At 60.9% G+C, this 26994-nt stretch carries 29 protein-coding genes; 6 read left to right on the forward strand and 23 right to left on the reverse strand.

Going from position 1 to position 26994, the window contains the following annotated elements; all coding sequences use genetic code 11:
• Positions 1-2 precede the first annotated feature (2 nt).
• The 7 genes from ACXHXG_RS03655 to ACXHXG_RS03685 all read right to left on the reverse strand — a co-directional run bounded on the left by ACXHXG_RS03655 (position 3) and on the right by ACXHXG_RS03685 (position 5914).
• A complete protein-coding gene (locus tag ACXHXG_RS03655; protein WP_457898517.1) occupies positions 3-554 on the reverse strand; it encodes an alpha/beta fold hydrolase in 552 nt (183 codons plus the stop codon).
• 68 nt (positions 555-622) lie between these two features.
• Entirely contained in the window at positions 623-1276 is a 654-nt protein-coding gene (locus tag ACXHXG_RS03660; protein WP_457898518.1) for a TetR/AcrR family transcriptional regulator, read from the reverse strand.
• 193 nt (positions 1277-1469) lie between these two features.
• Positions 1470-2345, reverse strand: coding sequence for a dienelactone hydrolase family protein (locus tag ACXHXG_RS03665; protein WP_457898818.1), 876 nt, complete (start codon positions 2343-2345; stop codon positions 1470-1472).
• A 155-nt stretch (positions 2346-2500) separates the two neighbouring features.
• Positions 2501-2923, reverse strand: a complete 423-nt coding sequence (locus ACXHXG_RS03670) for an MAPEG family protein (protein WP_104822087.1) — start codon at positions 2921-2923, stop codon at positions 2501-2503.
• Positions 2924-3068: 145 nt separating this feature from the next.
• Positions 3069-3659 (reverse strand): hypothetical protein, encoded by a 591-nt coding sequence (locus tag ACXHXG_RS03675; RefSeq protein WP_457898519.1) that lies wholly within the window; start codon positions 3657-3659, stop codon positions 3069-3071.
• A gap of 3 nt (positions 3660-3662) precedes the next feature.
• Positions 3663-5147 carry an IMP dehydrogenase gene (gene guaB / locus ACXHXG_RS03680; protein ID WP_104822085.1) on the reverse strand — a complete coding sequence of 495 codons (1485 nt, stop codon included), beginning with the start codon at positions 5145-5147 and terminating at the stop codon, positions 3663-3665.
• Positions 5148-5323: 176 nt separating this feature from the next.
• Entirely contained in the window at positions 5324-5914 is a 591-nt protein-coding gene (locus ACXHXG_RS03685) for a TetR/AcrR family transcriptional regulator (protein WP_457898520.1), read from the reverse strand.
• A 127-nt stretch (positions 5915-6041) separates the two neighbouring features.
• On the opposite strand from ACXHXG_RS03685, the gene ACXHXG_RS03690 reads away from it, so the two are divergent.
• Complete coding sequence (locus ACXHXG_RS03690; RefSeq protein ID WP_457898521.1) at positions 6042-6467, forward strand: tautomerase family protein; 426 nt, start codon at positions 6042-6044, stop codon at positions 6465-6467.
• Positions 6468-6533: 66 nt separating this feature from the next.
• Entirely contained in the window at positions 6534-6929 is a 396-nt protein-coding gene (locus ACXHXG_RS03695; RefSeq protein WP_457898522.1) for a VOC family protein, read from the forward strand.
• A 37-nt stretch (positions 6930-6966) separates the two neighbouring features.
• Here ACXHXG_RS03695 and ACXHXG_RS03700 read toward each other — a convergent pair whose 3' ends face one another.
• Positions 6967-7842 carry an MBL fold metallo-hydrolase gene (locus ACXHXG_RS03700; protein WP_457898523.1) on the reverse strand — a complete coding sequence of 292 codons (876 nt, stop codon included), beginning with the start codon at positions 7840-7842 and terminating at the stop codon, positions 6967-6969.
• Positions 7843-8171: 329 nt separating this feature from the next.
• On the opposite strand from ACXHXG_RS03700, the gene ACXHXG_RS03705 reads away from it, so the two are divergent.
• Positions 8172-9611 carry an MFS transporter gene (locus tag ACXHXG_RS03705; RefSeq protein WP_457898524.1) on the forward strand — a complete coding sequence of 480 codons (1440 nt, stop codon included), beginning with the start codon at positions 8172-8174 and terminating at the stop codon, positions 9609-9611.
• Positions 9612-9635: 24 nt separating this feature from the next.
• Here the strand turns inward: ACXHXG_RS03705 and ACXHXG_RS03710 are convergent, their stop codons facing one another.
• The 6 genes from ACXHXG_RS03710 to ACXHXG_RS03735 form a co-directional block, all read right to left on the reverse strand.
• Positions 9636-10019, reverse strand: a complete 384-nt coding sequence (locus tag ACXHXG_RS03710) for a VOC family protein (RefSeq protein ID WP_104822079.1) — start codon at positions 10017-10019, stop codon at positions 9636-9638.
• 58 nt (positions 10020-10077) lie between these two features.
• A complete protein-coding gene (locus tag ACXHXG_RS03715; RefSeq protein ID WP_283049239.1) occupies positions 10078-10797 on the reverse strand; it encodes an RlmE family RNA methyltransferase in 720 nt (239 codons plus the stop codon).
• On the reverse strand, positions 10794-12377 hold the full coding sequence (locus tag ACXHXG_RS03720; protein WP_457898525.1) for a Ppx/GppA phosphatase family protein: 1584 nt from the start codon (positions 12375-12377) through the stop codon (positions 10794-10796). The genes ACXHXG_RS03715 and ACXHXG_RS03720 overlap by 4 nt, the downstream gene beginning before the upstream one ends.
• A 165-nt stretch (positions 12378-12542) precedes the next feature.
• Positions 12543-13346 (reverse strand): anti-sigma factor family protein, encoded by an 804-nt coding sequence (locus ACXHXG_RS03725; RefSeq protein ID WP_457898526.1) that lies wholly within the window; start codon positions 13344-13346, stop codon positions 12543-12545.
• Entirely contained in the window at positions 13339-13983 is a 645-nt protein-coding gene (locus tag ACXHXG_RS03730) for an RNA polymerase sigma factor (protein ID WP_104822076.1), read from the reverse strand. Before ACXHXG_RS03730 ends, ACXHXG_RS03725 begins: the two co-directional genes overlap by 8 nt.
• A gap of 59 nt (positions 13984-14042) precedes the next feature.
• Positions 14043-14585, reverse strand: coding sequence for a tetratricopeptide repeat protein (locus tag ACXHXG_RS03735; protein ID WP_104822075.1), 543 nt, complete (start codon positions 14583-14585; stop codon positions 14043-14045).
• 199 nt (positions 14586-14784) lie between these two features.
• Between ACXHXG_RS03735 and ACXHXG_RS03740 the strand changes: the two genes are divergently transcribed.
• The 3 genes from ACXHXG_RS03740 (at position 14785) to ACXHXG_RS03750 (ending at position 17692) form a co-directional block, all read left to right on the forward strand.
• The gene (locus ACXHXG_RS03740; RefSeq protein ID WP_104822074.1) at positions 14785-15837 is read left to right on the forward strand and encodes a type III polyketide synthase; all 1053 of its coding nucleotides are present in this window, start codon (positions 14785-14787) and stop codon (positions 15835-15837) included.
• The gene (locus tag ACXHXG_RS03745; RefSeq protein WP_104822073.1) at positions 15837-16334 is read left to right on the forward strand and encodes an isoprenylcysteine carboxyl methyltransferase family protein; all 498 of its coding nucleotides are present in this window, start codon (positions 15837-15839) and stop codon (positions 16332-16334) included. The genes ACXHXG_RS03740 and ACXHXG_RS03745 overlap by 1 nt, the downstream gene beginning before the upstream one ends.
• Before the next feature lie 110 nt (positions 16335-16444).
• Positions 16445-17692: an NAD(P)/FAD-dependent oxidoreductase gene (locus ACXHXG_RS03750; protein ID WP_104822072.1), complete on the forward strand. Its 1248-nt coding sequence runs from the start codon at positions 16445-16447 to the stop codon at positions 17690-17692.
• A gap of 10 nt (positions 17693-17702) precedes the next feature.
• On the opposite strand, the gene ACXHXG_RS03755 is transcribed toward ACXHXG_RS03750, so the two are convergent.
• The 9 genes from ACXHXG_RS03755 to ACXHXG_RS03795 form a co-directional block, all read right to left on the reverse strand.
• Entirely contained in the window at positions 17703-18230 is a 528-nt protein-coding gene (locus ACXHXG_RS03755; RefSeq protein ID WP_104822071.1) for a gluconokinase, read from the reverse strand.
• Between the two features lie 14 nt (positions 18231-18244).
• A complete protein-coding gene (locus ACXHXG_RS03760) occupies positions 18245-19198 on the reverse strand; it encodes a peptide ABC transporter ATP-binding protein (RefSeq protein WP_104822070.1) in 954 nt (317 codons plus the stop codon).
• Complete coding sequence (locus ACXHXG_RS03765) at positions 19198-20211, reverse strand: ABC transporter ATP-binding protein (protein WP_104822069.1); 1014 nt, start codon at positions 20209-20211, stop codon at positions 19198-19200. The genes ACXHXG_RS03760 and ACXHXG_RS03765 overlap by 1 nt, the downstream gene beginning before the upstream one ends.
• Positions 20211-21104, reverse strand: coding sequence for an ABC transporter permease subunit (locus ACXHXG_RS03770; RefSeq protein ID WP_104822068.1), 894 nt, complete (start codon positions 21102-21104; stop codon positions 20211-20213). Before ACXHXG_RS03770 ends, ACXHXG_RS03765 begins: the two co-directional genes overlap by 1 nt.
• Positions 21105-21113: 9 nt before the next feature.
• A complete protein-coding gene (locus ACXHXG_RS03775) occupies positions 21114-22118 on the reverse strand; it encodes an ABC transporter permease subunit (protein ID WP_283049220.1) in 1005 nt (334 codons plus the stop codon).
• A gap of 90 nt (positions 22119-22208) precedes the next feature.
• Positions 22209-23804 (reverse strand): ABC transporter substrate-binding protein, encoded by a 1596-nt coding sequence (locus ACXHXG_RS03780; RefSeq protein WP_104824990.1) that lies wholly within the window; start codon positions 23802-23804, stop codon positions 22209-22211.
• Between the two features lie 336 nt (positions 23805-24140).
• Positions 24141-24629, reverse strand: coding sequence for an iron-responsive transcriptional regulator RirA (rirA, locus tag ACXHXG_RS03785; protein WP_457898527.1), 489 nt, complete (start codon positions 24627-24629; stop codon positions 24141-24143).
• A 132-nt stretch (positions 24630-24761) separates the two neighbouring features.
• Positions 24762-25874 carry a M48 family metallopeptidase gene (locus ACXHXG_RS03790; protein ID WP_457898528.1) on the reverse strand — a complete coding sequence of 371 codons (1113 nt, stop codon included), beginning with the start codon at positions 25872-25874 and terminating at the stop codon, positions 24762-24764.
• Entirely contained in the window at positions 25846-26913 is a 1068-nt protein-coding gene (locus ACXHXG_RS03795; RefSeq protein WP_457898529.1) for a YjgN family protein, read from the reverse strand. Before ACXHXG_RS03795 ends, ACXHXG_RS03790 begins: the two co-directional genes overlap by 29 nt.
• Positions 26914-26994: the final 81 nt, after the last annotated feature.

The raw sequence follows: 26994 nt of genomic DNA on the forward strand, positions 1-26994 counted from the left end.
GCTCAGTCCAGTAAACGGATATCCCGCGCGACCTCGCTCATATCGTCATTGAGCTGGTGATCCCTGCCTTCGAGCGTGCGGACCGTGGCATGGGGAATCGCTTTCGCATAGAGATGAACATGGGCGCTCGGCACGATGTCGTCGTCCGCGCCATGATAGAGATAGACGCGAACGCCGGGCGGGAAGCGTTCTGAAAAGTCCTTGCGATCGTCGATGTCGTCACTCGGCCACCCACCTTCACCGATGAAGGGCGCAGCGATTAGAAACAGCCCGCCGAGCCTGAATCTCGGCGGCTGCTCGGCAAGCACATGGATCAAAATTGTGCCGCCGATCGAGTGGCCCACGAGAATTGCCCCGTCCTCGAGCAAGTCGAACTCGCCTATCAGCGCAGCTCTCCAGGCCGCGTAGTCGGGATCGTCCTCTCCCGGCATTGGGGGGTAGCGGACGGCATAGCTTTCACCGAGTTCGCGCTCAAGACTCGCCACAAGCTTGCCGTCCCAGCAAGCGTGAACGCCTTCGCCGGCTCCTTGAACGAAAAGAATCTGCTTAGCCATGGCGGCATTTTATTCCACGGACGCAGACCGGCGCAACCCGCGCCGTCGCATACCGGAGAACCGCTTGCCTAGTGCCTCTTGCCCATCGGCTCACCACTCGGCTCGGCAAATAGCGTCGCGCGGATCACCTGTTTCCATTCGCTCAGCATGCGGATGGCAAGGCTTCTGTCGCTCATGATCGCGAGGCGAACGGAGGCACCGATCAAGTGGCTGAAGAGTTGGGCGCGAGCCTGCAGGTCGATCTGACTGCCAGCCGGAATGTGGGGTTCGATGCCCTTCAGGAAGATTTCGGCAACGCGGTTGCTGTGCTGAATATTCAGCCTCAAGAGATCCTGGTCCATCTCCGTTCCCAACCACACGCCCATATAGGTCGGATCGCCGCGGAATTCGCGATAGTACCAGTCGATCACGCCGCAGACGAGATCGATGGCGTGATCAAGAGACTTCACGGCGACAAAAACTTCCGCCGTCTTTTGCTGAACGAGATCGGCATGGCGGTCGAACAGCGCGGTGACGATCGCAGCCTTCTCGGGAAAATATTGGTATACGGAACCGATCGGCACGCCGGCGACGGCAGCAAGTTCCGTCATCTTCATGGCGCTCACCCCTTTTTCCGCAATCAGGTGGGCGGCGGCCGACAGGATGACATCTACGCGGTGGATGCTGCGCTCCTGCTGGGGTTCCTTGCGGAATTTGATGCGGTCGGGTTTGTCCGGGCTCATGCATTTCCCATTTTATTGTCATTCGGAACGACGCCGGGTACGTACGCCAGCTTTTATGCCACAGCCATATTCAATGCGCGTAAATGGGAAAAGTTCAATTTTAAGTGTCATGTATTGGTGCGGCCGCGACAGGCGTCAACGGCCGAAGGAATAGCTGCGGCCGCTATCTCGTTCAGTCCTTCGTTACCAGCCGCTAGGCCAGATATTTTTTCAGGAAATCGACCGTCCGGCCCCAGGCAAGATCGGCAGCCTTCTTGTCATAGCGGGCAGCCGAGGTGTCATTGTTGAAGGCGTGGTTGGCACCGTCATAGACGAAGATCTCGAAGGTCTTGCCGCCGGCCTGCAGCTCTTTCCGATAGGCATCGATACCGGCATTGATGCGGTCGTCGAGGCCGGCATAATGCAGCATCAGGGCAGCTTTGATATCGTGTACATCGGCAGCGGCCGGCTGCATGCCGTAATAGGCGACACCGGCCTTCAGTTCCGGCGATTTGGTGGCGAAGCGGTTGATGACGCCACCGCCCCAGCAGAAGCCGATTGCGCCGACCTTGCCGTTGGAGCCGTCGAGCTTGGAGAGGTAGGCCAGGCTCGCTTCGGCATTGGCAACCGTCAGCGCCGCGTCGAGCTTGGCGAACATCTCGCGCGCCTTGTCCTCATCTTCCGGCGTGCCGCCGAGCGGCGACAGGAAGTCCGGCGCCAGGACAATGAAACCTTCCAGCGCCATGCGGCGGGCGACATCGCGGATATGCGGGTTGAGGCCACGATTTTCATGGATGACGATCACGCCACCGAGCTTCTCGCCCTCGCCCTTGGGTCGGGCGAGATAGGCTTTCATGTCACCGCCGCTGCCGGGGTAGGTGACGTCCTTCGTGTCGAGACGGCTGTCATCGGCGGCAATGATCTCGGCGCTCGCCTTGTTGGCGGCAAGCAAGGGCACGATCATGGCGGCAGCCCCGGCCGAGCCTGCGAGCTTCGTCAGCTTTTCCATGAAACCGCGGCGATCGAGCGTCAGATGCGTGTATTCGTCATAGGCATTGATCATCGCCTGCGTCACGACGGGCTTGTCCATGCTCATAATGTGTTCCTCCTTGTCTTTCCCCGGCGGCCAGCATCCCAAGGCAGGGCCGCCCGAGGACAAGATAGGTCAAGCGAGCGCTGAGGGACCGTCAGTCAGGAACACAAATACGTTATCGCAGGTTGCTTTCCGCGAAAATGCAAGTCCCGTTAGGAGAACGTCATCCAGATGGCAAGCCAGACCCACATCCCGGCAAGGGCCACATAGCCGAGCGCGAAAAGCGGGCTGCGGTAGCGCAGGTCGTTGCTGGTGACGTGTACGTAAGCGTGGGCATAGCGCGAGGCGACAAAGATCCACGCCAGAATGACCGCGGCCAGATTGTCTGCCTGGGCGACGAACAGCGCAATGGAGCAAGCATAAAAGAGAATGGGAAGTTCGAACTGATTGGCGAGGCTGTTGCGCACAACCAGGCTTTCCGCCGGCTCATCGGCAGCAAGGTTCTCGCGAAACTGCGATCGTTTGATCTTGCCCGCCTTCACCGCACTTTGGCGGCGCAAGCCTAAAAGCGCGTAGAGAATATAGACAAGCACCGCATGGGCCACCATGGGCCAGAACATTTCATAGCCGGTCACGCCGCCAACTCCTTAGAGCAATTCCAGGAAAAGTGCGAAGCGGTTTTCCGTCCGGAATTGCTTAAAACAAAGGGATAGAGCGGGAAAGCGATTCCGTGAAACGCTGAAACCGCTCTAAGGATTGCTGAACGGCAGAAACGACCGCTCAGGACGGCTTGGAACCGTCCGCAGACAGGTAGCGAAGAATTGCGAAACGGGCCAGTAGAATGATCGTGACGACCAGGGTGAGGAACTTCAGGCGCACCACGACCGGCAGCAGTCCCGAGAGCAGCGTCACGGTCCCGTCCGACGGCGTGGCCGGCGGATAGAGCAACAGGCCGGCGATATTTTCGGCATAGTCCATCACGCCATAGAAGACTGGTAGAGAAAAAATCAGGCTGACCGCACCAGGCGGGATCGGCCGCCCGAAGAAGATGCCGCTCGGCCGAACCAGCCGCAGCAGGCAGAAGAGCAGACCGCCCAGCACCAGCGGAAAGATGAGCTCCGGCCCGAGATACATGGAATGCAGGATCGCGGCCGGATCGGGATGATCCTTGAGATAGCGCAGCATGGCTATGACGTCGTCGCGCTCATAGCCGCCGATGCGGGCGTCCAGCATTTGCTCGCCGGCTGCGGCATCGCTGAATGCTCTGACGAAGCCGGCATAGATCCAGGCAAAAAGTGCCAGGGACAAGGCTGCCAGGATCGCCGTCAGGCCCTGCAAGGACCTGACGTTGCCCTGAACGCGATCTGCCATCGATCAGCCGCCTGCGCCCGGATAGTTCGGGCTTTCGCGGGTGATCGTGACGTCATGGGCGTGGCTTTCGCGCAGGCCGGCGCCGGAGATGCGTACGAAGGTGGCGCGCTCCTGGAACTCCTTGAGGTCGGCGCCGCCGACATAGCCCATGGCCGCCTTGAGGCCGCCGGCGAGCTGGTGCAGCACGCCCGAGACCGAACCCTTGTAGGGCACCTGGCCTTCAATGCCTTCCGGCACGAGCTTCAGCGTGTCGCGTACTTCCGCCTGGAAGTAGCGATCGGCCGAGCCGCGCGCCATGGCGCCGACGGAGCCCATGCCGCGATACGCCTTGAAGGAGCGGCCCTGGTAGAGATAGACCTCGCCCGGGCTTTCATCCGTACCAGCGAGCAGCGAGCCGATCATGGCAGCGGATGCGCCGGCGGCGATCGCCTTGGCGAGATCGCCGGAGAACTTGATGCCGCCATCGGCGATAACAGGGATGTTCTGGTCCTGCGCGGCCTGCACCGCCGACATGATGGCGGCAAGCTGCGGCACGCCGACACCGGCGACGATACGGGTCGTGCAGATGGAACCGGGGCCGATACCGACCTTCACGGCGTCCGCGCCTGCATCGATCAGCGCCCGCGTGCCGTCATAGGTGGCGACATTGCCGGCCATGATGCGAACCGAATTGGAGAGCTTCTTGACCCGGCTGACGGCATCGAGAACGCGCTGCGAATGGCCATGGGCTGTGTCGACGACCAAAAGATCGACGCCTGCATCGATCAGGCGCTCGGCACGCTCGTAGCCATCGTCACCGACACTGATGGCGGCTGCCGCACGCAGGCGGCCCTGCGCATCCTTGGAAGCGTTCGGATTGAGCTGCGACTTCTCGATGTCCTTGACGGTGATCAGGCCGACGAGACGGCTATCGCCATCGACCACCAGGAGCTTTTCGATGCGGTGCTTATGGAGCAGACGCTTGGCTTCCTGCTGCTGAACGCTTTCCGTGACCGTCACGAGATTTTCGCGGGTCATCAGCTCGTAGATCTTCTGCGAGGGGTCGGAAGCGAAGCGTACGTCGCGGTTGGTGAGAATGCCGACGAGGCGGTGCGACTTTTCAACGACCGGAATGCCGGAAATGCCGTGCGCCTTCATGAGGTTGAGTGCTTCGGCGAGCGTTGCGTCGGGGCCGATCGTGACCGGATTGACCACCATGCCGCTTTCGAACTTCTTGACCTGACGGACTTCCTCGGCCTGCTGCACCGGCGTCAGATTGCGGTGGATAACGCCCATGCCACCGGCCTGAGCCATGGCGATGGCGAGACGGCTTTCCGTCACCGTGTCCATGGCGGCGGAGAGGATCGGCAGGTTGAGTTCGATATCCTGGGCGATGCGGGTGGCGATATTCGTCTGGCCCGGCATGACCTCGGAGTGCCCCGGCTGCAGGAGCACATCGTCGAATGTCAGAGCATCCAACCCGGTTGACGTTTCAATGATGCGTGCCATGGCCAATTTCCTTCGTCTGTGAAAAGCAGGATGGCTCCGGAACGAATCGTCCGCCGGGCGATCTTGCAAGTGTTGCTTGGAAGTTGGCGAGGGCTGGTAACACGTCTATGACAGGAAGGGAATAGGGAAAACGCCGACGCCATCCCCTTGCCGCCCGCACGGATGCACAGCCAGCCTCACGGCTCTTCCACGGAGGAGGCAATGACCCCAACCTTCCGCTCGAGCGCTTCGACGATGCGCATCGACAGCGCCGGATCGGAAACAGCGCGCGCCATAGTCACACCGCCGGACAAAAGTGCGAGAAGCGCTATAGCATTTTCTTCTCGCTCCCCGGCCGAATTGCCAGTCAGACCGGAGGCCGCTTCCTCTATGACCCGGCGCAGCTCGATTTCGTAGGCAGACCGCGTATCGGCATCGGCACGCATGACGTCGGGAGACAGACTTGGCAAGGCGCAGCTCTGGCCGAGCGCGCAGGTGCGTTTCGGCCCCAGATAGTAGCTTACGAAGGCCAGGAGCCAACCCTTGCCCTTTTGAGCTTTCAGATTCGATATGCCGAGCCGCAGCTCGTCAAGTCCCGCCTGAACCGCCGCGCGGAACGCTTCGCCCTTTGATTTGAAATGCCCGTAGAAGGCGCCGTTCGTGACGCCTGCAGCCTTGGTCAAGGCATCGATGCCGGAACCGCCATAGCCTTCCTGACGGAAAAGTTCGCCCGCCGCGTAGAGAACGCGCGTGCGAGTTTCGAGCTTGTGTTCTGTACTGTAGCGCATATCAACTTTCTTTAAGAGCGATCACTCTTTATGTTTGCATAGAGAGCGATCGGTGTGTATCAATAGAGAGCGATCAGTATTTATGTAACATCGCCGACCAAGTTTTCAAACGAGAGGAGTTCCCGTTATGCCTATCACACTCACTATACTCGAAGGTTTGCTGTCGAGCGAAGCCGAGGCCCAAACCTTCGCCGAATTGACCGATGTTCTCTTGAAGGTTTCGCAACTCTCGGGCAACGCGTTCATGACCCCGAACGTCGTCGGCACCATCAATGTTCTGCCGCAGGGACGCGTGTTCTCAGGCGGAAAGGCGGCCGCGGCCGCCTTCATAGAGCTGAAACTGCCAGAGATCGCGCTCGCGACGGACGAGGCCAAACGGGCTTTTATCGAGGCGGCCACAACCATAGTCGAACGCGCTTCGAATGGTCGGATATCCCGCGAACATATCTGGACCAACATCGTTTATGCCGCGGAAGGCTCCTGGGGTATCGGCGGCCAAGTCTACGACAATACCCAGCTTGTCAGTGCGATCCAACGAGCGGCCGCGCTGTAAAACGCTTGCCAAGCGATACGGTCAGTTCCCACCCACTCGTAGCCCGTGACCAGAGCGAGTCTCGCTATGCGACTTTCCAATTATCTATTTTTCACGACGCGCTGCGAGCAGGCGCTTAATTTTTACGAGACCTGCGGCCTTGGAAAAATCGTCGAAATCACGCGCTACGGCGTGAATGGAATCCCGACGCCGCCCGGATTTGTCCAGGGCCAGATCATGCACGCGAAGTTCCAAGGTCCCGGCGTCCTTTTCTACGCTTCAGACAATGACGATGCCGAGCCGATGCGCGGATCAGCACATCTGCTTGAGCTCGAAGATACGGAGCGGACAAAAGAGTTATTCGCCCGCTTGGCAAAAGGCGGTACGATCACGACACCGCTCGGCAAACAGCCTTGGAGCAATCTCTACGGGAAGCTCACTGATCAGTTCGGCGTACAGTGGATGCTTAATTGCGTTATCTGAGTCGATTTCGTTTCACTAAATTGATCGAGCCTCCGCCTTACAAATCGAACTGATAGGTTTTCGGCACATAGCGGAACCCCTCGGGCTGCTTTTCGACAAAGCCAACGGCGGGGAACGGCATGTGGAAGCCGAGGAAAGGGATGCGGTCGGTGGCGATCATGTCGAAGACACGGCGGCGAGTCTTGGCGGCCTGCGCCTTATCGGCGTCAAAGCGCACCTCCCAATCCGGGCGCCCGAGAGAGAGGAGATAGTGATTGGCCGTATCGCCGGTCAGGACCAGTTGCTTGCCATCCGATTCGAGATGGAAGACGAGATGACCGGGCGTGTGGCCGGGCGCGAGCATGGCGGTCATGCCGCTGACGATCTGATCGCCCTCCTTGAGGAAGGTCATCTTCTCGGCAAAAGGCGCGACATTGGCGAGCACAGCCTTGTGACCGCCTTCGGCCGGCGTCCCCTCGCGTGACCTGTCGGTCCAGAATGCATACTCGATTTCGCCGGTGACATAGCGGGCGTTCGGAAAGGCCGGAGCGCCATCCTCCATCAACCCATTGATATGGTCGCCGTGCAGATGCGTCAGAGCGACCACGGTCACCTGCTCCGGCGCATAGCCGACAGCCATCAGACCGTCGCGAAAACGGCCCAAGCCGCGGGCGCGGCCGGCGGCGCCGAAGCCGGTGTCGACGACGATCACGTCGGCTCCTGTGTCGATGATAGCGGGCGTATAGCTGTTGAGGAGCTTCTCCGTCGGCAGGAAGTTCTGCGCCAAAAGCTTCCGTACCGTCTCCGGCGACTGGTTCGATCCGAAGGTTTCCCAGGGATTATCCAGAATGCTTGCGCCATCTTTGACGACGGTGACAGTGCAGGACCCCAGCTTGAACCGATGGGTCTCGGGCGACAGAACTGCGACGGTCATAATCTCATTTTCTCCAATGGGTGTCATCGCCCTCGGCAGCGACACAGCGGATATGACCTTTCATGATCGATAATTTCGCCATGACATATCCGTCCAATTCCGCTAATACACCGAGCGACATTTTATGCGTTTAGCATTTCCATGCGTTTAGCACATGTCAAACTTGGTATCCTATGCTGGGCAGCAAGCGGCATCACGAAGACGTGATCCTCGCGAAGCCAAGGGGCGGATTCGGGGATTGGCAGAGGTTGCGCACAGGACTACAGAGCGGGTGCCCGTCTCAGGCGGACCCCCTTCCCCGAAGACACGACCCACCAAGGCATATGCCTATGAACCGCATCGTTCCCCTGATTCTTGCCGTTGCTCTCTTCATGGAGCAGATGGATTCCACCGTGATTGCGACCGCGCTGCCGGCCATCGCGGCGGATCTCCATGTTGGTCCGATCACACTGAAACTGGCGCTGACGTCCTACATGGTGTCGCTTGCGGTCTTCATCCCAATCAGCGGCTGGATGGCGGATCGCTTCGGGGCGAAGAACATCTTCCGGCTTGCCATCTGTGTCTTCGTCATCGGTTCGATCATGTGCGCCGCCTCGGGCGGCCTCTGGGAATTCGTCATTGCCCGTTTCCTGCAAGGTCTCGGCGGCTCGATGATGACGCCCGTCGGCCGCCTTGTGCTGGTGCGCACGACGCAGAAGAGCGATCTGGTCTCGGCCATGGCGCTGCTTACCATTCCGGCCCTCGTCGGCCCGCTTGCCGGACCGCCGCTCGGCGGCTTCATCACCACTTACGCCTCCTGGCACTGGATCTTCCTGATCAACGTGCCCGTCGGTGTTCTCGGCGTCATCCTGTCGACGATCTTTCTGCCGGCGGTCGAAGCAACCAAGCCGCCGAAGCTTGATTTCATCGGCTTCGTGCTGACGTCCGTCGCGGCGGCTGGCGTCGTCTTCGGCATGTCGGTCATCAGCCTGCCGGCCCTGCCGCCGTTCATCGGCATCTCGGCCATCGTCATCGGCTTCATCTGCGGCTTCCTTTATGTCGGCCACGCCCGCCACCATCCGGCGCCCATTCTCGATCTGTCGCTGCTGAAGAATATTACCTTTCGCGCTTCCGTCACCGGCGGCACGCTGTTTCGCATCTGCATCGGCGCCATGCCCTTCCTGACGCCGCTGATGCTGCAGCTCGGCTTCGGCCTCAATCCGTTCCAATCGGGCCTGATCACCTTTGCCGGCGCCATCGGCGCCATTACCACCAAGTTCATCGCCCGCCGCGTCTTCACCGCCATCGGCTTCAAGACGGCACTGCTGTCGGCGGCGGGGGTCACGACGATAACGACGATCTGCACCGGCCTCTTTCAGCCCTGGACGTCGCACCTCATCATCGTCGGCGTGCTCCTGATCGGCGGTTTCTCACGCTCGTTCTTCTTCACCGGCATCAACGCGCTCGCCTATGCCGATATCAGCGACAAGCAGGCGAGCCAGGCCACGTCGATGAGTTCGGTCATGCAGCAGATCAGCCTCGCGCTTGGCGTTGCCGTCGCCGCAATGATCCTGGAAACCTCGACCTACTTCAGCGGTATGGAGCTGCAGGTTCGCGATTTCCATATCGCCTTCTTCTGCATCTCGATACTGACCGTGGTCGCCACCATTCCCTTCATCCGCATGGACCGCAGCGCCGGCGCCATGGTTTCCGGCCATAAGGCCGGCCTGAAGCGCGTGGCCGCGATGCAGCCGCAGGTACCCCAGCATCAGCAGCCGATGGTGAAGTAGGTCGTTCGGGAAACGCCGGAAGGTTTATTCCGGCCGCTCGCAGACGGCGCTGAGTTTGTTGCCGTCGGGATCGCGCACGTAGGCCGCATAGAAATTGGCATGGAAAGAGCGCAGGCCGGGCTTGCCCTCATCCGTGCCGCCATGGGCAAGGGCTGCCGCATGAAAGGCGTCGACATCGGCGCGGCTTTCAGCGTGCAGAGCCACCATGGAGCCATTGCCGATCGTCGCCTTGCGATGATTATAGGGAACCACCACCCAGAAACGGCAGCGCGTGTCGCCATCGGCGGCATAGCCGATTTCCTCATCCGATTCGCGTTGAAGCCGATAGCCGAGGACCGGCAGAACCGCATCATAGAAGCTGCGTGCACGCGGAATATCGTTGGAGCCGAGAGTGACGTAAAGAAGCATGAATGCGCTGCCTGCAATGCCGATGGAACCGTATCATCGGACAAAAGCGACAGCTAAATCAAGCGCTCGTTGCTTCCTCGTCCGTCTTGCGTCCCTTGAAGCCCTTTGCCAGCAGGAACATCTCCACGGATTCTGCCCTGGATGCGCCCGGTTTCACATGAATGACCTGGCGAAAATTCTGCTTCAGCAGCGTCAGCAGGTCGCGCTCCGTGCCACCCTGGAAGGTCTTGGCGAGGAAATGCCCGCCTTCACCCAGGACCTCGACGGCAAAATGTGCGGCAACCTCGCAGAGATGCATGGTTCGCAGATGATCGGTGCGCTGATGGCCGGTCGTCGGCGCGGCCATGTCCGAAATCACCAGATCCGGCGTGCCGCCGACGGCATCGATCAGCCGCTGCGGTGCGTCCGGATCGAGGAAGTCGAGCTGCAGGATGGTGACGCCCGGCAACGGCGCCATTTCCAGGAAGTCGATGGCCGCAACACGGATATCCTCCTCCGTCGATCCTGTCACCTTGGCGGCGATCTGCGACCAGCTTCCCGGCGCGGCGCCGAGATCGATGATGCGGCGAGCGCCCTTGAGGATATGATGCTTCTCGTCGATCTCCAGCAGCTTGAAGGCGGCGCGGGCGCGATAGCCCTCAAGCTGGGCGCGCTGCACATAGGGATCGTTGATGTGCCGTTCCAGCCATTGCCGCGAGGAGGCCTTCAGCTTCTTTTTCTTGACGCGCTGGCCGAGCTTGCGCCCGGTGCGGTTGCCAGCGATCGTTGGCTTGGTCATGCCTGCGGCCCCTTCATATCCTTGGGTCGATGGCCGCGGCGCGAGCGGCCCCGCCGCCATACGCCGTCATCCGCCATCATATCGGTCAGCAGTCCTTCGCGCAGACCGCGATCGGCGACACGCATGCGCGGGCTCGGCCAGCGGCGGCGGATCGCTTCGAGAATGGCGCAGCCCGCCAAAACGAGATCGGCGCGGTCCGGCCCGATGCAGGGATTGGCAGCGCGGCCGGCGAAATCCCAGGAAAGCAGCTTCGATTGCATAGCCGTCACCTCATCGTCGGACAGCCAGACACCATCGACCCGGCGCCGGTCGTAACGCGGCAGATCGAGATGGACGCCGGCAAGCGTCGTCACCGTTCCGGACGTGCCGATCAGATGAAAATCGCCGCTGTCTCGGGCAGCGCCCTGGACCGGCGGGCAATCGAAGCGTTCGAGCATGCCCTCGACCTCGCGCACCATGGTCTCGAACAGTTCCGGCGTGACGTCGCGGCCGCCATGGCGTTCGGAGAGCGTCACGACGCCAACCGGCAGCGAGGTCCAGTGGGTGATATGATTGGCAAGCCGGCTGGAGCGGTTTTCGCCAATGCGGATGACGGCGATTTCCGAGGAGCCACCCCCAATATCGAACAACACGACCGAGCGCGCCTCGGGGCCGACGAGCGACGAGCAGCCGGAGACGGCAAGCCGCGCCTCGGTCTCGCGGTCGATGATTTCGAGCCGCAGGCCGGTTTCTTCGGTAACGCGGGCGAGGAACGCTTCGCCGTTCTCCGCCGCGCGGCACGCCTCGGTGGCGATCAGCCGCATACGCCGGATCTCGCGCGTCTTCAACTTGCCCGCGCAGACGCGCAAAGCCTCGACCGCCCGGTCCATGGCATCGCTCGACAGCCGGCCGCTGGCGCCAAGCCCTTCGCCGAGACGAACGATGCGGGAAAAGGCGTCGACGACGCGGAACTGGCCAGGCCTCGTCGGCTGGGCGATCAGCAGACGGCAATTATTGGTGCCAAGATCGAGCGCCGCGTAGAGATCGACCGGACGGTAATCGCCATCGGCATGATGATGCGGCGCATGGCCGTCACGGCGCTGCGGCGACGCATTCCGGTCGTGATGATCATTGCGGGCAGGCGCGTGTTCGGTGGCGACGGGAGCGGCGGGGGCGACGATCTGCGCCGTCTTTTCGTGCACCAGCGGGCGGCCCTGCAAACCGCGCTTGCTGCGGTGCTTGCGCCTGTTCTTGCCGCTCTTGTGCGACGACGCATGGCCGTGTTCGGCCGCAGCGCGGCGTTCCTGCGCGCCGGAAGCCTGTTGCTGTGTCGGGGAAGTGTGCTGCGCACCATCATGCGCTCCGCCACGGGCACGGCGACGGCGCTTGCGCTTTTTGGCCGGAGAGCCGGCGTCGTTGTCTATTGGGCGTGTCGCCACCGGACTGGACGAGCCGGTCTGGTTGGCCTCCGCAGAATAAGCGTTCGGACGGGCGGGACCGCCACGCTTACGCTTACCACGCCGGGAGGATTTACCCTTCCTGCGCTCTGCTACCGACGCCCCGTTTGCCTGCGGCGCTCTGCCGCTGTCGGGGTCACTCACGTATCTTTTCCACCGCGCCGCGCAAGGCCCCAGGGCATGCTGCAGGCGCTCATTCGATTTTCGTTGGGCGGAGAATATCAGCAGGATGAGTTTTCGCCAAATTCTTTTTGAATCGCGTTATTTGCGGGAGCTAACCCTTCCTGCTCGTTGGAGAAAGCCTCGATCTCAAGCCGCCAAGCTTTGCCGAACACCATCCGCCAGCGCCTTCATCCGGTCGATCGGCGAATGGCCGATCAGCATGAAGGCGTGGGTGGCGTTCGACCAGTAGACGACATTCATGCCGCGGCGGTTTTCCATATCCGGTGCGGAAGCGCCCTTGCTCGAGGGGATGATGCAGAGGGCCATCGGACCGCTTTCGGGATCGAGATAGGCGATCTGCGCCAAAGGCTTGCTGTCATAATTCAAGACTTGGGCGCGCTTGAAATCGACACCCGGCAAGGCAATGGTTTCGGGCGTCAGCGTGAGCCCGAGCTTGGCGCCGACCTCGCTCAATTGCGCGGCCTGTTCCGCCCGATCGCCAGCCGGTGCGCTCAGCGTGTCCGGCGTATAGAGCGACAGATATTCGGCGACGACGGCGCGCCAGTCGCTGCCCTCTTCGGGCTTGGTGAGGCGATGGCTGATGCCGATCGCGGCGCGGTCGATGGCAACGCCCGCGACAAGGCAGGCGGCGATCGCCGACAGGAAGCCACGGCGGCTGACGCCGGAAGCAGCCTTCTTCTGCTCGCTTGTGGAGGGGATGGCAGCGAGCATGGCGTTCAGCCTGGCGCTTGGGGCGGCGGCAAGCACAGGCTCGAATGCCTCACGGAAGGGCAGATCGCTGCGCGACAGGAAATCGAAGCGTTCCGCCACCTGGGCGTCGCTTGCGATCAGTTCTTCTATCCTGTCGCGCTCGGCCGCGCCTAGCTCGCCGTCGATGAAGGCGGTGAGCAGCTCGTCCGAGGGCACTTTGTTGTTGTCCAATTCACTCATTCCCGTTCCCCAGTCGCCCGCCTCCGGAAAGCCGCGCCCCATCCGCCGACCCGGCACCATCGGCAAGCTTCGCACGCGCCGCCGCCAGCCGGCTCATCACCGTTCCGATCGGCACATCCAAAACCTCCGCCACCTCGCGATAGGAAAGTCCTTCGACATAGGCGAGGAACACGGCGGTGCGTTGCGCTTCCGGCAGCGCCTGCACCTGTTTCAGCACCTGACCAGCGAGAATATGCGTCTCCGTCTCGCGCGCACCATCAAAGACCAACGTCTCGTCGGCATCGACAAAACCCTGGCCCATGCGCACCCGGCGCGATCGGATCTCGTTCAGCCAGATCGAATGCAAGATCGAAAACAACCATCGATCGAGCCGCGTACCGGCTGCGAACTGACCCGCCCGCTCCAACGCTCTGACGCAGGTCGCCTGCACCAGGTCATCCGCAACATCGCGTTGGTGCGACAGCACCACTGCATAGCGCCAGAGCCGCGTCAGATGCTGTGACAGACCCGCCCTGATATCGTCTTCGCTGGCTATGGCACCCTCCGCGAGGTTCGCGTTTTTGGGAATCGCCGGTCGTACCGGCGGTTCCGATCTTACCCGACTATAAGCAGAAATTGTGGAATGAGCGACTGACACTCGAATATCCCTTTAAATGCTGACTGCTTATGCCGGCCATCTTAGGTCCGACGCCGAAATCAGAGGCTCGACGGATTCTTGATGGCGTCGTTCAGGTCCTGATATTCCTCGCAGGACGTGTTGCCGCAGAGCGTTTTGATCGTGCTCAACTGGTCCTTGGCGAGGTCGATCTGACCCTTGATGACATAGGCTTCGCCGAGATATTCGCGAACCAACGCGTATTTCGGGTCCATTGCGACCGACTTCAGGTAATAGGAAATGCCCTCATCCGTGCGGCCGAGCTTGCGGGTGGCGTAACCGCGATAATTCAATGCCTCCGCCGTGTTCGGATTCTGCATGGTGTCGAGAACTTCCAGCGCTTCTTCATAGCGGTGGTCCTTCTTGGCGAGCGAATAAGCATAATCGGCGCGATTTTCATCGGTGATATTGGCGCCCTGCTGCTTTACGCACTTCTTCGTCTTCTTGTCGTAGATTTCGCCCTTCTTGCAGGTCGGCGTCGAGCTGCTGTCGTCGCCCATCGCGAAAACCGGAACGGTAAAGGCGCCGAGGGTGAGGCAGGCGCCGAGCGCGACGGAGGCCAGGCGGAAAGCGGTAGTCGTCATGGGATTGCTCCTTGGCAAAAATGAACGTTGCGACGGGAGAACACGCCATCCGTTCATTTTATTCGCGAGCGAGAGATATTTTCTGGCGCTTTGCCCTACGACCGGCCGTCACTCTTTCGTGACCGGCGTCCTGCCGAATAATTCCTGATGCTGGCGTGTTTCTACCTGCGTACCCGCCGAGGGTTACAAGGAGAAACAAGTGTCCGATACCGTCAAGCTTGTCAGTCTGGCCGTCGCCACGCCCGACAACATCATCTATCAATCCGAGGCTGCCGAGACCGCCGGCCGCCTGTTTTCCGATCGCTTCCGCGATTTCAAACATCTCGCCCGCGTGTTCGATAGCGCCGGCATCCGCAAACGCTATGCCGCGCGTCCGCTCTCGTGGTTCGAACAATCGCATGGCTGGCAGGACCGCATGGACGCCTATGCCGAGGTCGCAAGCCAGCTCTTCAGGAAGACTGCTACCGATGCGCTGGAACGCGCCGGTTTGAAGGCAGAAGATGTTGATTGCATCGTTACGGTGTCGTCGACGGGCATTACGACGCCAAGCCTGGAGGCGAGACTTGCGGCTGAGATGGGCTTCCGCTCCGATATTGAGCGCGTGCCTGTCTTCGGTCTTGGTTGCGCGGCCGGTGTTTCCGGCCTTGGCATCGCCGCGCGCATGGCGAAAGCCCGCCCAGGGGCTGTCGTGCTCTTCGTTTCCGTCGAACTCTGCTCGCTGGCCTTCCGGCTGGACGAGCTGACGCGACCGAACATCATCGCGACAGCGCTGTTCGGCGATGGCGCCGCCGCCTGTATCCTGCGCGCCGGCAAGGATGGTCTCGCGGAAATCGAATCGACGGGCGAGCACCTCTTTCCCGATACGCTTGGAATCATGGGCTGGAAGATCGACGATACCGGCTTCGGCATCATCCTGGAGCAATCGCTGCCACCCTTTGCCGAAGCGAATATCAAGCCCGCCGTCGCCGGCATTCTCGAACGCGCCGGCCTGGCCATATCCGATGTCGACCGCTTCATCTGCCATCCCGGCGGCACCAAGGTACTGGTGGCACTGGAGACTGCCTTCGGTCTCGAACCCGGCTCGCTCGATATCGAACGCGAGGTGATCGGCGATTATGGCAATATGTCGTCGCCGACCGTGCTCTTCGTACTGGAGCGAGCGATCAATGCCGGCCTGCCGCGGCGTTCGGCTCTCATCGCCATGGGCCCCGGCTTCGCGGCAAGTTGCGTCACGCTGAAGAGGGCCGCCTGATGCTCTGGCCATCGATCGCACTTCTGACCTTCGTCACCCTGCAGCGGCTGGCCGAACTGCTGCACGCCCGGCGCAACACCGCCGCGCTCCTTGCGCGTGGTGCCCGCGAGATTGCGCCGGAACACTATCCCTATATGGTCGCGATGCACGCGGCCTGGCTCGCCGGTCTGTGGCTTCTCGCCGCCGGCCGGCCGGTCAATCTTCTCTGGCTCGCCATCTTCATGGTGCTGCAGGGCTTGCGCGTCTGGGTGCTGGCGACGCTGAAAGGACGCTGGACAACGCGGATCATCGTGCTGCCGGGTGCAGCCTTGGTGGCAAGCGGACCCTATCGCTTCCTCAGCCATCCGAACTATGCGGTGGTCATCGGCGAGATCGCCGTGCTGCCGCTCGCCTTCGGCCTGCCGCTCTACGCCTTGGTCTTTTCGCTGCTCAATGCCGCCATTCTCACCATACGCATTCGCGCCGAAAATACGGCTTTGAGACAGGCCGTGGCTTGATTGCATTTTTCATTTGCGCCGCAGCATTTTGGCAGGCATTTTCGATGCTTGAGCATGGTTTCCGGACGGGATCGTGCGCAACTAAAAGAAGAATGCGGATAGCAGGGAACATGACAAAAGACGCAATCGTGCTCGGCGCGGGCATCGTCGGCATATCGACGGCCATCCACCTTCAGCGGCGCGGGCGGCAGGTCATCCTCGTCGACCGCAAAGCTCCCGGTAAAGAGACCTCTTTCGGCAATGCCGGGCTGATCCAGCGCGAAGGCGTCGTACCCTACGGCTTTCCGCAGCAGTTCGGCCTGCTACTGCGCTATGCCTTCAACAACCGCATCGACGCGCATTACCATCTGCGCGCCCTGCCAGGCCAGATTGCCTTTCTTGCTCGCTATTGGTGGAATTCCAACACCAAGCGGCATGAGATGATCTCACGCGCCTATGCGCCGCTGATCGAGCATTCGATCAGCGAGCACAACGACCTGATAGAAGCATCGCATGCAGAGGAATTGATCCGCAAGAACGGCTGGATGGAGATTTTCCGCACGAACGAGAAACGCGATGCGGAATTCGCCGAGGCCGAACGTCTCAACCGCGAATTCGGCGTCGCTTACGATGCACTGACCGGCGCCGATATCGCAACATTGGAGCCGCATATCAGAGGCAGCTTCTCCGGCGGCCTGCGCTGGCGCGATCCCTGGTCCGTGCTCGATCCGCATGGTCTGATCGCTGCCTACCGCAACTACTTCGAAAGCATTGGCGGGCGTTTCGCGACCGGCGACGCCCTCTCGCTCGGCCGGTCCGGCGCCCACTGGAAGATGGTGACGTCGGAAGGCTCGATCGAGGCCGAGGATGCCGTCGTCGCCCTCGGCCCCTGGGCCGATCTCGTGACGAAGCGTCTCGGCTATGCTTTTCCTTTGGGCGTCAAGCGCGGCTATCACATGCACTACGCCGCCGAGGGTGACGCCATCCTCAACAACTGGACGCTGGATGCCGAGCGCGGCTATTTTCTGGCGCCGATGAGCCGCGGCATCAGGCTGACGACCGGGGCGGAATTTGCGCTGCGCGATGCGCCGAAAACACCGATCCAGCTCGACCGTGCCGAAGCCGTCGCCCGCACCGTCTTCCCGCTCGGCGAGCGACTCGACCCGGAGCCCTGGATGGGCGCCCGCCCTTGCACGCCGGATATGATGCCGATCATCGGCAAGGCGCCGCGCCACAACGGCCTATGGTTCGCCTTCGGCCACGCCCATCATGGACTGACGCTGGGACCCGTCACCGGGCGCGTGCTTGCCGAGCTGATTACCGGAGAAAAACCGTTCATCGACATCTCGGCTTATGCACCAGACCGGTTCGCGCCCTGATATCCTGGATTTAGCGGATCGCGTCGAGACCCTTGAGTGCAGCTTCGACGATGCCGTCGATCGTGTCGTCGATGCCGACGGTAACGACGCCGGGTTCCCCCGTCGGCACTTCCAGCGTTTGTAGCTGGCTTTCCAGCAGCGACGCGGGCATGAAATGGCCCTTGCGCTCGCCCATGCGCTTGGTTAGCAGCTCCTTCGAGCCGTCGAGATAGACGAGATAGAGGTGCCCGCCAGCGGCGGCGCGCAGACGCTCGCGATAAATACGCTTTAGCGCCGAGCAGGTAACGGCGACCCCCTCGCCTTTCGCAAGGCTCGCCGCAATTTCCTGACCGATCCTTTCCAGCCAGGGCCAACGATCCTCATCCGTCAGGGGAATGCCCTTGCTCATCTTCTCGACATTGGCGGCAGGATGCAGCGCGTCGCCTTCGATGAAACGGATGCCGAGCTTGGCCGCGACACCCTCGCCGATCGAGGATTTGCCGCTGCCGCTGACGCCCATGATAATGACGGCAAGGGGGGATTTCGGTACGTCGCTCATAGTGCTTCCAGCCATCAATCCAGCGGAAAGAAACAGGCGAATTTATGCGTGCCGTCGCCGAGCAATTCCGGCGTCACCTGCCGGCACTTGTCCTGCGCACGCCAGCAACGCGGATTGAAGTGACATCCGGTTGGTGGATTGAGGGGAGACGGCAATTCGCCCTGCAGGCGGATGCGGTTCTTCTCGCGCTCGGGATCGGCGATCGGCGTCGCCGACAGCAGCGCGGCGGTATAGGGATGGCGCGGACGGGTAAAGACTTCCTCCGCCGTGCCGGTCTCGACCGGGCGGCCGAGATACATCACCATCACATCGTCGGCGATATGGCGAACGACCGAAAGACCGTGGGAGATGAAGAGATAGGCGAGACCCATCTCCTTCTGCAGGTCCATCAAAAGGTTCAGCACCTGGGCCTGGATCGACAGGTCGAGCGCGGAGACAGGCTCGTCCAGCACCAGCACCTTCGGCCGCAGCATCAATGCGCGGGCGATGGCGATGCGCTGGCGCTGGCCGCCGGAGAACATGTGCGGATAGCGGTCGTAATGTTCCGGGCGCAGACCGACGCGCGCCATCATCTCCTCGGCCTTGCGGCGGCGCGTGGCGGCATCATCATCGGTGTTGATCTTCAGCGGCTCCTCGAGGATGGAGCCAACCTTCTGGCGCGGATTGAGCGAGCCGTAAGGATTCTGGAAGACGATCTGCACGGCGCTGCGCAGGCTGCTGTCGCCAAGCTTAGCCGGCTTACCATCGATCAGCAATTCGCCCGCCGTCGGGTCTTCGATCATCGTCACCAGGCGGGCGAGCGTCGACTTGCCGCAACCGGATTCACCGACGACGGCGAGCGTGCGGCCGGACTGCAGGCTGAAGCTGACGCCGTTCAACGCCTTGACGGTCGCCTCCGGTTTGAAGGCGCCGCGCCTGACGGTGTAAAAACGGGCGAGATCACGCCCTTCGAGAACAGCACCCGTCATCAACGGCCTCCTGCTGCTTGCGTGGCGGCAACGCCGGGATGGCCTAGCGGCTTGCCGTGTTCCAATGGATAGTTGCAGAGTGCCACGCCGAGCTCCGCGCCCTGCCGCTTTACGCCGCGGTCGCAGGCCGGCGTTGCAAACGAGCAGCGTGGCGCGAAAAGACAGCCGGTGGGGCGGTCATGCTGGCCGGGCACGACGCCGGCAATCGACGGCAGGCGCTCGCCGACCACGGCACGCTCCGGCAGAGCCGAGAGAAGTGCGGCCGTATAGGGATGATGCGGATCGCGGAACAATGCCTTGACCGGCTGCTCCTCGACCTTCTGGCCGGCATATTGCACCTGCACGCGCTCGGCAGTTTCGGCCACCACGCCCATATCGTGGGTGATCAGCACTAGCGCCATGCCCTGTTCTTTCTGCAGGCGCGCGAGAAGATCGAGGATCTGTGCCTGGATGGTCACGTCGAGCGCGGTGGTCGGCTCGTCGGCAATCAGAAGCTTCGGATTGCAGGCGAGCGCCATGGCGATCATGACGCGCTGGCTCATACCACCGGACATCTGGTGCGGGTAGTTCGACAAGCGGTCCGCGGGCGCCGGGATACCGACCAGATTCAAGAGCTCGATCGAGCGCTCACGACGCGCCTTGCGGTCGAGACCCATGTGGATGCGCAGGGTCTCGCCGAGCTGGAAGCCGACCGTGAAGCACGGATTGAGGCTCGACATCGGCTCCTGGAAGATCATCGCCATGTCCTTGCCGATGATCTTCCGGCGCTGGCGGGACGAGATGCCGCGCAGGTCTTTGCCGTCGAATGTCATGCGATCGGCGGTAATCTTCGCCGTCCAAGGCAGAAGCCCCATCATGGCGAGCATGGACACCGACTTGCCGGAGCCGGATTCGCCGACAATCGAGAGGATTTCACCCTTGTCGCAGGTGAGCGATACGCCGTCCACTGCCCGGAACAGGCCCGACGCGGTCTGAAATTCAACGGTGAGATTTTCAATATCGAGAAGCGGCATCACGACCTCTTCAGCTTCGGGTCGAAGGCATCGCGCAGGCCGTCACCCATCAGATTGATGGCGAGAACCGTGATCAGGATGCACAGACCGGGAAAAGTGACGAGCCATGGGTTGCTCTGGAAGAATTCACGCGAATCCGCGAGCATCGTGCCCCATTCTGGTGTCGGCGGCTGCGCGCCCTGGCCGAGAAAGCCGAGGGCGGCGGCATCGAGAATTGCGGCCGAAAAGGCGAGCGTCGCCTGCACGATGAGCGGCCCCAGACAGTTCGGCAGGATGGTCTTGAACATCAGGCGAAGCGGGCCGGCGCCGGAGACGCGCGAGGCGATGACATATTCCTTGTCACGCTCGGCAAGCACCGAGGCACGTGTCAGGCGGACGAAATGCGGCTGGTTGACGATGGAGATCGCGATCATGGCGTTGGTCAGGCCAGGCCCCAGGATCGCCACCAGTACCAAGGCGAGCAGCAGCGAGGGAATGGCAAGGATGATATCCATGATGCGCATGATGATCGTATCGGTGCGGCCACGAACATAGCCGGCAACGAGGCCGATCAGGATGCCGGCGAGCGCCGAAAGCGAGGCAACCACCAGACCGATGAACAGCGAAAACCGCGTGCCGTAGATCAGGCGCGAGAGAAGGTCGCGACCATTGGCATCCGTGCCGAGGAGAAAGCTGCCATTGCCGCCTTCGGCCCAGGCGGGCGGCAGGCGCTGCATGGCGCTGCCATAGGCGGCATCCGGATTATGCGGGGCGACGACGCCGGCGAAGATCGCCAGGAACAGGACGAAGACGAAGATCGCCAGCCCGATGACGGCGCCCTTGTTGCGCGAGAAATAGTACCAGAACTCCGCAAGAGCGGAGGGGCGGTCGGATTTGAGACTTACCGTGCTCATGGGCCGCTCCTAGTGACGAATGCGTGGATTGATGAAGCCGTAGAGCAGGTCGACGGCGAGATTGACGAGCATGACAATGCCCGCGATCAGCAGCAGACCGCCCTGCACCACAGGATAATCGCGCTTGAAGACGGCGTCGATCATCCACTTGCCGATGCCCGGCCAGGAAAAGATGCTTTCCGTCAGGATGGCACCGCCGAGCAGCACGCCGACCTGCAGGCCGATGGTGGTGACGACCGGGATCATGGCGTTGCGCAGGGCATGCACGGAGACGACGCGCAGCGGCGCGAGGCCCTTGGAGCGCGCGGTGCGAACATAATCCTCGCCCAGAACTTCGAGCATGGCCGAGCGCGTTTGCCGCGCGATGACGGCGAGCGGAATGGTGCCGAGCACGATGGTCGGCAGGATCAGCGAATTCAGAGCAGACCAGAAGGCGCCCTTTTGACCGGACAGGAGGCTGTCGATCAGCATGAAGCCGGTGATCGGCTTGAAGAAATAGATGAGCCCGATGCGGCCCGAAACCGGCGTCCAATGCAGATAGCCGTTGAAGACGATGATCAGCAGCAGGCCCCACCAGAAGATCGGCATGGAATAGCCGACAAGGGCGACGCCCATCACGCTCTGATCGAACCACGTGCCGCGCTTGACGGCGGCGAAGACGCCGGCCGGAATGCCAAGACAGATCGCAAGGATCATGGCGCAGATCGACAGTTCCAGCGTTGCCGGGAAGAAGGTCAGGAAGTCGGTCAGCACATCGCGCTTAGTGGTGATCGAAGTGCCGAGATCACCGTGCAAGGCACTCCAGATATAGTGGCCGTATTGCACGACCAGCGGCTGGTCATAGCCGAGATCATGGGAGATCTGGGCGTGACGCTCCGGCGACATGACGCGCTCGCCTGACAACAGCATGACGGGATCGCCGGGAAGCAGGCGGATGAAAGAAAAGGCGACGATCGATACGCCGAGGAATGTCGGGATCAGCACTGCAAGGCGGCTGAAAAGAAATCGCAACATGGCAGATGTCCAAAGTTTTCCGGCGGTCAAGCATGTTGCCTGACCGCCGGTTTCACCCGGCTTTCGACCGGGTATTTCAGAGCGTGTCCGTTATTCGGCGATATCAACGCCATCGAAGCGGTGAACGCCGACCGGATCCTGCACGTAGCCGGAAACCTTGGAGCTCATCGGAATGAACTCTTCGGAATGGTCGATGGTCATCCACGGAGCTTCGCGCTTGAAGACGACCTGCGCCTGTTCGTAGAGCTTGGTGCGCTCCTTGACGTCGGCAGTCTGCTTGGCCTTCTTCACGAGATCGTCGAATTCCTTGTTGCACCACTGGGCACGGTTGTTACCGCCGACTGCATCGCAGCCGAGCAGCGTGTCCAGGAAGTTGTCCGGATCGCCGTTGTCGCCGGTCCAGCCGAGGATGGCCGCGCCATCGCGGTCCTTGGCGGAGGAGAGCTTCAGGTACTGAGCCCAGTCATAGGTGACGATCTCGACCTTGACGCCGATCTTGCCGAGGTCAGCCTGCATCAGCTCGGCAGCGCGGCGAGCATTCAGCATGTAAGGACGCGAAACCGGCATCGCCCAGATCTTCATGCTGAGGTTCTTGACCCCAGCCTTTTCGAGCATCTTCTTGGCTTCTTCTGGGTTGTACGGATCGTCCTTGATGTCCTTGTTGTAGGACCACATGGTCGGCGGGATCGGGTTGGTGGCGACCGAGCCGGAACCCTGGAAGACGGCGTCGACGATCGCCCGCTTGTCGACGGCCATGTTCAGCGCCTTGCGCACTTCGGCCTTATCGAAGGGAGCGACCAGCGTGTTGTAGGCGAGATAGGAGACGTTCAGGCCCGGCTGTTCGAGAACCTTCAGGCTCTTGTCCGTCTGGAGATCCTTGATGTCGGCGGCGTTCGGATAAGGCATGATCTGGCATTCGCCGGACTTCAGCTTCTGCGCGCGAACCGATGCGTCCGGCGTGATCGCGAAGACGAGATCGTCGATCTTTTCCTTGCCCTTGAAGTAGGTTTCATTCGCCTTGTAGCGGATGACGGCGTCGGGCTGATAGGCGACGAAGGTGAACGGACCAGTGCCGAGCGGCTGCTGGTTCATCTGTTCCATCTTCTTGTCGGCCTGCAGCTTGTCGCCGTATTCCTTCGACAGGACCGATGCGAAGTCCATGGCGAGGTCGGCGATGAACGGCGCTTCCGGACGGTTCAGGACGAACTTGACCGTGAGGTCATCAACCTTCTCGATCGACTTGATGAGCTTCGGGAAGCCCATGCCCGCAGCGTATTCATAGGAACCGCCGGCGACGTACTTGGCCCACGGGCTGTCTTCCTTGAGCTGACGCTCGAACGAGAAGACGACGTCGTCGGCATTGAGATCGCGCGTCGGGGTGAAGAAATCGGTGGTCTGGAACTTCACGCCCTTGCGGAGCTTGAAGGTGTATTCCTTACCGTCAGGGGAAACAGTCCAGCTTTCGGCGAGGCCCGGCTCAACCTCGGTGCTGCCGTGCTTGAACTCGACGAGGCGGCTGTAGACCGTACGCGAAGAGGCATCGAAGGTGGTACCGGCGGTATAAATCCCCGGATCGAAACCTTCCGGCGACCCTTCCGAGCAATAGACAAGCGTTTTGGACCAGGCGGACGTCGCCATAACCGAAGTCAGGGCTGTCACTGCCAGCAGGACAGAGATCTTTTTCATGATATCGTTTCCCAGGTTTGTTATTCTTTTGAAGCCGTGGATCCCCATAGGTTCCTATCCGGATCGCGCCGATGGAACGCTATTTAATGTATGAAAGCAACACGCTCCGCCTAAAATTTTTCCAAATTTTGGAGTTTGGAAATTTTAAGCTAAAAATGGTCTGGGATTGGTAATAATCTGACGAAATCGCGCCCCTTTTTGACGCAATCTGGATAATTTTGCGCTTGCCTCTTCGAAAAATATTAAGATTGGCAGCGAATTCCCCGACCCTACAAACGAAAAATCCGCGGACACCTCAAGGTGACCGCGGATTGAAGAATTGCGCAAATTCAGGCGTCAGGCGGCCGGCGCCGCAATCGCCGGCTTCTTGGCGATCGCCCTGTGATCGTTCTCGGTCAGACCGAGCAGGAAATTGATCTGCGGACGAGCCTTGACGAGATCGTCGATCGAATATTCTGTCAGCACGTCAAAGAAGGCGTTGAGCGCCTTGCGCAGCGCCGAATTCAGGCCGCAGCTATCGACCAGCGGGCACTCCACGACACCTTCCTCAAAGCATTCCGCCATCGCGAAACTATCTTCGGTCACCTTGACAACGTCGAACAGGCTGATGTTGGCCGCCAGCTTGCCCAGACGCACGCCGCCATTGCGGCCACGCACGGTCTCGACGAGACCAGCCTTGGTGAGCGGCTGCAAAATCTTGAACAAAAACAGCTCGGAAACACCGTAGGCTTTCGCGATTTCCGGGATGCGGCTCAAGTTGCCTTCATTGGCGGCGCAATACATGAGCATGCGCACTGCGTAGTTGGTCTGCTTGGTCAAGCGCATGCCGATCTCCTAGAATCAAGGCCGTATGGGACGGTTCGACTGGTATATAGTGCCTTTCGTAGTTTTGAACAATTCCAAAATATGAAAATCACATTCACGTTATTCTGATGGGGATATTCGTCGCCAGTCGTCTTACGGCAAACGCGTATCCGTCGCTCCCTGCCCCGCCCGCAGCTCCCTGGCGTAATCGAGGATAGCCTGCTTGCGTTCCGGCGTGCCGGGATGGGTCGACAGCATGCTGGTGCTGGAATGATCGTCGAGTTTGGTCTCCAAAATGTCGAAGAAGCGCGACAACGCTGTCGGGTCCATGCCCGCTTCCTGCATCAGCTCGACCGAACGGCGATCCGCCTGGGCTTCGGCCGAGCGGGAATAGGAAAGCGCCAATAGGCCGCCGCCTTGGGTCAAAATATCCTGCACGCCGGAACCGACATCGCCGGCAATCAGCAAGACCAGACCGGCGACGCCAGCGGCGCGGTAAAGCTGGCGGAGGCTGTGCTTGTATTCGACGTGGCCGATCTCGTGGCCGAGAACGGCGGTAATCATTTCCGTATCGCCGTCCGCAAGGTGCACCAATTCGTCGGTCAGGACCAGATTGCCGTCCGGCAACGCAAAAGCATTCGGGCCGATGACACCGCCGTCGCGAAAATTCAGCTTATATCGCCCGACGCCACCTTCCGCATGGGTAGCGATCTTTTCGAATTGATCGGTGATTTCCTTACGCTTGGCTTCCGGCAGCCTGCTCGCGCTGAGCGTTACCTGATCCAGCGTCTTCAACGTGCCCGCAGACATCATCTCCGGCACAACGGGCGGCGTCACCAGCACGGCGACCTCCACCAGCGCCGGCAAGGCATAGCGATAAATGGTCGATGCCAGCACGATCGTCGCAATGGCGAAGGCGATCATGCGTGGGCGAACGATCTCCAGCCGATGCACGAAACCGCTGCGCCCTTCGCCGCGGCTTTGGAGATAGGCGTCGACGGCATCGTTATCGCGCGTTTCGAACACCGACTCGTTGCCGAAAACGATGCGTCGCGGAATGGAGCCGACACGCGGGCTGATTTCAATATCGGAACGGATGCCCCAGGCGAGGCGCTTGTCCTTCTCGTCATCCTCGTCCGAGAGCACGGTGAGCGAACCGCCGATATCAACCAGCCGGGCGGCAACCGCCCGGCTGGAATGGGGCGGATGCCAGGTGCCCGTGGCAATTGATGCCGGATCAGAAACCAAAGTCGAAACCGTCGACATCGAGATATTCCGCGCTGATGACGCCGCCGGTCGAGCGGATCTGGTCGAAGACGACGCCGATCTCGCCGTCGACATGAATGGCGGTGTGCTCGGCCAGATAGCGTTGCAGGCGCACCGCCGCCCAGGGACGCATCAGGCCGAGGGTTGCAAATGTGACGATCACATTGGATATCGCAATCCACGCATAGCGTCGACGACCGAGATCGCTTTTGAGTTGATGGCGATGATCGACCATTGCGGCCGACCAGATGATGTTGCGCACCGCCGCGCGATAGTAGAGGCCGGCGATTATGTAAATCGGGATAATAAGCACAATCATCCAATGCCACAGGCTGATGCTACCCATTCCCCGACCCATCGAGTTGCCGCCGAAACCGGACGCGACAGCACTAAAAAGCCCCAAGATTACGATGCCCGCGATCACAATCGCGACTACGGTGACGAACGCCTCGTAGAGCGCGCCCAATCGCGGCTCGGTGGAGAACTGTCGATCGCCATAGCGCAGATTGTCGAAGATATATTTGTAGAACCACCGGCTTGCTACCGGAGACAGCAACCCAAGCGAGATTATCGTTACCAGAGCACCTAAAAAGATCGCCTTCAATGCGCCGCCATAGGTCCCGACGAAATCGAAGCGCACGTTGCGATAGCTCGTCACACGCGCATTGAACTTCAGGCCGCGCATGAGAAACCATGGGAATACCACCAGCATCACCGGCCAAATCGCCAGGACCGCCAGCGGTGCTACATGCGAAAGGATATTTAATGCGACGAGAAGGCCGAAGACGATCAGGCGGCCGATAAAGATCTGCTTGCCCTTGGCGTGATATTCGAATGTGTGCCCGAGCAGCGCGGTGTTGCCATAGAAATAACGGTTTCGCCGGACTTTCGCCCAGGCCGAATAGATGCCCAAGGTAATGATCGTCAGCAAAACATTGACGATCCAAATACCGAAATACTCAGCGGCACGGCCGGTGAACGATGCACGCTGGAAAACCCGGCTCTCCCCGATCGGATAGCTCTTTTCAACAACTGCCATGCTGAAATCTCCCTGGCCCATGATTGCCGTATCGTCGGCTGCATCACGAGGCAAAAAATTCGCCTCATAGCTGCATTTGAG

This window comes from Rhizobium sp. LEGMi-198b (assembly GCF_054114205.1).